The organism is Oleiagrimonas sp., from assembly GCF_027858935.1.
Lineage (GTDB): Bacteria > Pseudomonadota > Gammaproteobacteria > Xanthomonadales > Rhodanobacteraceae > Oleiagrimonas.
Genome location: NZ_JAQIBU010000167.1, coordinates 1 through 5156, shown reverse-complemented (window position 1 = coordinate 5156; position 5156 = coordinate 1). Strand labels below are relative to the sequence as shown.

General features: G+C 64.0%; 5 protein-coding genes. 2 read left to right on the top strand and 3 right to left on the bottom strand.

Annotation, left to right across the window (positions count from 1 at the left end):
- Positions 1-80: 80 nt before the first annotated feature.
- Positions 81-2102 carry an NADPH-dependent 2,4-dienoyl-CoA reductase gene (locus PF446_RS06135; protein ID WP_298070358.1) on the top strand — a complete coding sequence of 674 codons (2022 nt, stop codon included), beginning with the start codon at positions 81-83 and terminating at the stop codon, positions 2100-2102.
- Positions 2103-2220: 118 nt separating this feature from the next.
- Positions 2221-2832, top strand: coding sequence for a glutathione S-transferase N-terminal domain-containing protein (locus PF446_RS06130; protein WP_298070357.1), 612 nt, complete (start codon positions 2221-2223; stop codon positions 2830-2832).
- A 193-nt stretch (positions 2833-3025) separates the two neighbouring features.
- Here PF446_RS06130 and PF446_RS06125 read toward each other — a convergent pair whose 3' ends face one another.
- The 3 genes from PF446_RS06125 to prpC all read right to left on the bottom strand — a co-directional run.
- The gene (locus tag PF446_RS06125) at positions 3026-3466 is read right to left on the bottom strand and encodes a universal stress protein (RefSeq protein ID WP_298070356.1); all 441 of its coding nucleotides are present in this window, start codon (positions 3464-3466) and stop codon (positions 3026-3028) included.
- A gap of 81 nt (positions 3467-3547) precedes the next feature.
- Positions 3548-4066, bottom strand: a complete 519-nt coding sequence (locus PF446_RS06120; RefSeq protein ID WP_298070355.1) for a potassium channel family protein — start codon at positions 4064-4066, stop codon at positions 3548-3550.
- A 67-nt stretch (positions 4067-4133) separates the two neighbouring features.
- Positions 4134-5156: 2-methylcitrate synthase (gene prpC / locus PF446_RS06115; RefSeq protein WP_298070354.1), on the bottom strand; the 1023-nt coding region annotated here is incomplete at its 5' end.

The following is a 5156-nucleotide window of genomic DNA, read 5'->3' as shown; positions in this document are numbered from 1 at the left end:
GCCACTGATTACATTGCAGTGCTGGCATGCGTGCTCGCCCCCGTCCATAATCAAACGATCGTTTGGATCGGATCAAGCGCATGACCGACACGGCCTACCCTGCACTGTTCAGCCCGCTGGACCTGGGCTTCTGCACCCTGCCCAACCGCGTGCTGATGGGTTCGATGCATACCGGCCTGGAGGACCACGCCGGGGATTACGACAAGCTGGCGGCATTTTTCGCCGAGCGTGCGCGTGGCGAGGTGGGCTTGATGGTCACCGGCGGCATTTCACCAAGCATCGCCGGTTGGCTGAAGCCCTTTGGCGGCCGCATGTCGATGCCCTGGCACGTGGCGCGGCACCGCAAGGTCACCCGCGCGGTCCACCACGAGCACGGTCGCATCTGCATGCAGATCCTGCACGCCGGTCGCTACGGCTACCACCCGCTCTCGGTGGCGCCTTCACGCATCAAGGCGCCGATCAGCCCGTTTACCCCACGCGCACTGAGCACACGGGGGGTGGAACGAACGATCGCCAACTTCGTCAGCAGCGCACGACTGGCGCGCGAAGCCGGGTACGACGGCGTTGAGGTGATGGGATCGGAGGGCTACCTGATCAATCAGTTTCTCGCCGAACGCACCAACCGGCGCACGGATGCCTGGGGCGGCAGTTACGCCCGGCGTATGCGAATCGCGGTGGAGATCGTCGAACGCATCCGCGAGGCGGTGGGCCCGGATTTCATCCTGATCTATCGCCTTTCGATGCTGGACCTGGTCGAGGGGGGCCAGGACTGGGATCAGATCGTCCAGCTGGCCAAGGCCGTCGAAGCCGCCGGAGCCACGCTCATCAATACCGGTATAGGCTGGCACGAGACCCGGGTCCCGACCATTGTCACCAGCGTGCCGCGTGGCGCGTTCCGCTGGGTCACGGCGCGCATGAAGCGCGAGGTCGGCATCCCGCTGATCACCACCAACCGCATCAACATGCCGGATGTGGCCGAACGCATACTCGCGGACGGTGACGCCGACATGGTCTCGATGGCCCGGCCGTTGCTTGCCGACCCTGACTGGGTCACCAAGGCACGGGCCGGGCGATCGGCCGCCATCAATACCTGCATTGCCTGCAATCAGGCCTGCCTGGACCACGTATTCGCCAACCGGCGTGCCACCTGTCTGGTCAATCCGCGCGCCTGCCATGAAACCGAACTCAGGATTGAGCCGGTCATCATGGCCAAGCGCTTCGCCGTGGTCGGTGCCGGTCCGGCGGGAATGGCCTGCGCCACCACGCTCGCCGAGCGCGGTCACAGCGTGACCCTGTTTGACCGGGCACAGAGCATCGGCGGCCAGTTCAACATGGCCCGACAGATCCCCGGCAAGGAAGAGTTCGACGAGACTCTGCGCTATTTCCAGCATCGACTGAAAGCCCTCGACGTGCGGCAGCGACTGGGGCACGAGGCGACCGTCGAGGACCTGCGCAAGTTCGACGCCGTGGTCGTGGCCACCGGCGTGACGCCGCGCAGGACCAGCATCCCGGGGGACGATGACCCGCGGGTGCTCAGCTATGTCGATGTACTTCGTGACCACGCCCCGGTCGGCCAGCGCGTGGCCATCATCGGTGCCGGAGGCATCGGCTTTGATGTGGCCGAATTCCTGGTTCAGCCCAAACCCGCCCCCGGCACCGATATCGATCGCTGGAATGCCGAATGGGGCGTGGACGAGAACATGGCGCACGCCGGGGGTCTTAAGCCCCGCCAGACCGAACCAGCCGCTCGCCAGGTCTGGCTTTTGCAGCGCAGCGAGGGCCGTCCCGGCAAGCGTCTGAACAAGACCACCGGATGGGTGCACCGGGCTACGCTCAAGAGCAAGGGCGTGCAGATGCTGGGCGACGTGAGTTACGAGCGGATCGACGCACAGGGACTGCACCTGCGCATCGGCGAGCAATCGCGTGTGCTTGAGGTGGACAACGTGGTGATCTGCGCCGGACAGGAGCCGAACCGATCCCTGGCCGATGCGCTTGCGTCGGCAGGAGTATCCACGCATGTCATCGGGGGCGCCGATGTCGCAGCCGAGCTGGATGCCAAACGCGCCATCGACCAGGGCACGCGACTGGCGGCCCGCCTGTAGTCCCGCGCCCCTTTGCACCGGTGCATCGCGAACGCAGTGTTTCGCCTGCGTCCCTTGATGAAGCCGACAGGTGCCGGCATATCTTGAATTCAGGTTTTCCACCACACAGAGGCTCATCATGAAGCTCTACACCATGCCCGGCGCGTGTTCGCTTGCCAGTCATATCGTCCTTGAATGGATCGGCAAGCCTTATCAGGCGCAGAAGCTCAATCACGACGAGATCAAGACCCCCGAATTCCTGAAGCTCAATCCAGCCGGCGCCGTACCGGTACTCGAGGACGAAGGCTGGGTGCTGACCCAGAATGTAGCCATCCTGAACTACCTTGCCGATCGATTTCCCGATACCGGGCTGCATGGCGACGGCACACCCCGCGCACGTGCCGAAATCAACCGCTGGCTGGGATTCCTCAACGCCGACATGCACCCAAGCTTCAAGCCGCTGTTCGGTGCCACCGGCTATCTCGAGGACGAGGAAACGATCGAGCGCACCAAGGCCAATGCAAAAGCAACCCTGCGCATCCTGTTCGAACGAAACGACACCCAATTGGCACGCCATGCATGGCTGGCTGAAACACGCTCGGGCGCCGATGCCTATCTGTTCGTGATGACCCGCTGGGCGCGGGCCATGGGCATCGACCTTGCCGGCCTGGACCACCTCAATGCCTGGTTCGAGCGCATGCGCGAGGACGCCGGCGTGCGCAAGGCACTGGAGGCGGAAGGCCTGTCCTGAGTAGGTTCCGGAAAGGCCGAAGGCTACAGGGCCCGGTCGCTTGCCATCCGGGCTGCACCCCGGACCGGGATCGCGGCGCGTCCCGGGTGATCCTCGCGAAATCGGTCAGCGCCTCGGCGCTGACCTGCCGACGCGCAGGCATGAGGCTCGAATGATTCGACGCCGCGTCCATTGCAGGATGCGGCCTGCCGGATCAGCGCACCACCAGCACCGGCAAGCGGGCGTGTGAAAGCACCTTGCGTGTCTCGCTGCCCAGCAGCAGCGAGGCCAGGTTGCCTCGACCGCGCGAAGCCATGACCAGCACGTCGCAGGCATCTTCCGCGGCCACGCCGAGGATGCCGTCGGCGATCTCCTCGCCGAATCGGAAACGCAAGGTGCACGGCACATCAGCGGCCTCGGCAGCCACTTGCACCTGTTCGAGATACTGCTCGGCAGCCTCGCGACAGCTGCGCTCGTAATCCTCTTCCAGACCAAGCGCTGCGTCGGCCGGGCTGGCGGCGTAGAAGCGGAGCGGAGGCGCCACATGCACGCCCACCAGGGAGGCGCCCAGGGAAGCGGCCAATGCTACGGCATCCCGAATCGCAGTCAGCGAATTTTCGGTTCCATCGGTGGCGACGAGCACAGTCTTGTACATCGCGGGACTCCCGTTACATGGTTGCGGCATGATGCACGGTCCGGGCCAGGCGGCAATTGATGTCAATCAATCGCGCGCGCATCAGTCACGACGCCAGTACCGCTCCATTTCAAGATAAGTGAACGACGCCGACCAGGTGATCAGCACAAAGCCGGCCAATGCCTCTGTTCCGACCAGGAAACGGATCGGCCCGAGAGGGATCACGTCACCGAAGCCCACCGTGGAAAAGGTGACCGCGGAAAAGTAGACGTTGTCCAACAGGGAATTCGACGAGATGCCGCTGACGGCACCGAAGCGGGGATCGAGGAATATCAGGGTGAACAGGGTCAGGCCGAAGATCCAGATTTCGGCCACATGCACCACCAAGACGCCAAAGATGCCGCGCAACACCCGCCGACGCTTGCTGGTACCCATGCGCGCCAAGCTGCGGGACAGCAGCGTCAATGCCTCGTAGTGCAGCAGGACACACGCGCTGACGGCGGCCACCGTGGCCACCACCACGATCACATTGATGCCCCAGTGCCCGTAACCCGTGGATATCGACGGCACGGCTGACCACGCACCCAGTCCCTGCATGCCCTGCACGTTCGTCAACCCCATGGGCGGAGCCTCTGTCGAATGGCGATGTCGGTCCGCCCCGGGACCGACCGACATCGCCCGGGTACAGTCAGCGCTTCTCGATGGGCTGGAAGGACTGATCCTCGGGACCAATATAGTTGGCGCTGGGACGGATGATCTTGCGGTCGTCGCGCTGTTCCATCACGTGTGCACTCCAGCCGGTGGTGCGCGCAATCACGAACAACGGCGTGAACATGGCCGTCGGCACGCCCATCATGTGATACGCCGAGGCGCTGTACCAGTCCAGGTTGGGGAACATGCTCTTCAGTTCCATCATCACCTTCTCGATCCGCTCGGAGATCTCGAACAGGCGCATGTTGCCGCCCTCCTGGCACAGCTTGCGGCTGATCTCCTTGATGATCGGGTTGCGCGGATCACCGATGGTGTAGACCGGATGGCCGAAGCCGATCACGATTTCCTTGTTGGCCACGCGCTTGCGAATGTCGGCCTCGGCCTCGTCGGCATCGCGGTAGCGGCTGATGATCTCCATCGCCACCTCGTTGGCGCCGCCATGCTTGGGCCCGCGCAACGCACCGATGGCACCCGTGATCGAGGAATAGATGTCCGAACCGGTGCCTGCAATCACGCGCGCCGTGAAGGTCGATGCATTGAACTCGTGCTCGGCGTACAGGATCAGCGACCTGTCCAGCGACTGCGTCTGCAGTTCCGTGGCCGGCTTGCCGTGCAGCAGGTGCAGGAAATGGCCGGCGATGGACTCGTCCTCGGTTTCGGTCTCGATGCGCTTTCCGTTCTGGCGGAAGTGATACCAGTACAGCAGCATGGAACCGAAACTTGCGATCAGGCGATCGGCGATCTCGCGTGCGCCAGCGACATTGTGGTCGTCCTTTTCCGGCAACACCGTGCCCAGTGCCGAGCAGCCGGTGCGCAGCACGTCCATCGGATGGGTGGCGGCGGGAAGTTGCTCCAGCACGGCCTTGACCGGCTGCGGCAGGCCGCGCAGGCGCGCAAGACGTGCACGGTAGGCATTGAGTTCGGACCAGGTCGGCAGGCGCCCGTGAATCAGCAGATGTGCGATTTCCTCGAAACTTGCCTTGGTGGCCAGGTCCTTGAT

Coding starts and splice junctions, on each gene's coding strand:
- PF446_RS06135 (WP_298070358.1), top strand. CDS start 81: ATGACCGACACGGCCTACCCTGCACTGTTCAGCCCGCTGGACCTGGGC.
- PF446_RS06120 (WP_298070355.1), bottom strand. CDS start 4,066: ATGGGGTTGACGAACGTGCAGGGCATGCAGGGACTGGGTGCGTGGTCA.
- PF446_RS06125 (WP_298070356.1), bottom strand. CDS start 3,466: ATGTACAAGACTGTGCTCGTCGCCACCGATGGAACCGAAAATTCGCTG.
- PF446_RS06130 (WP_298070357.1), top strand. CDS start 2,221: ATGAAGCTCTACACCATGCCCGGCGCGTGTTCGCTTGCCAGTCATATC.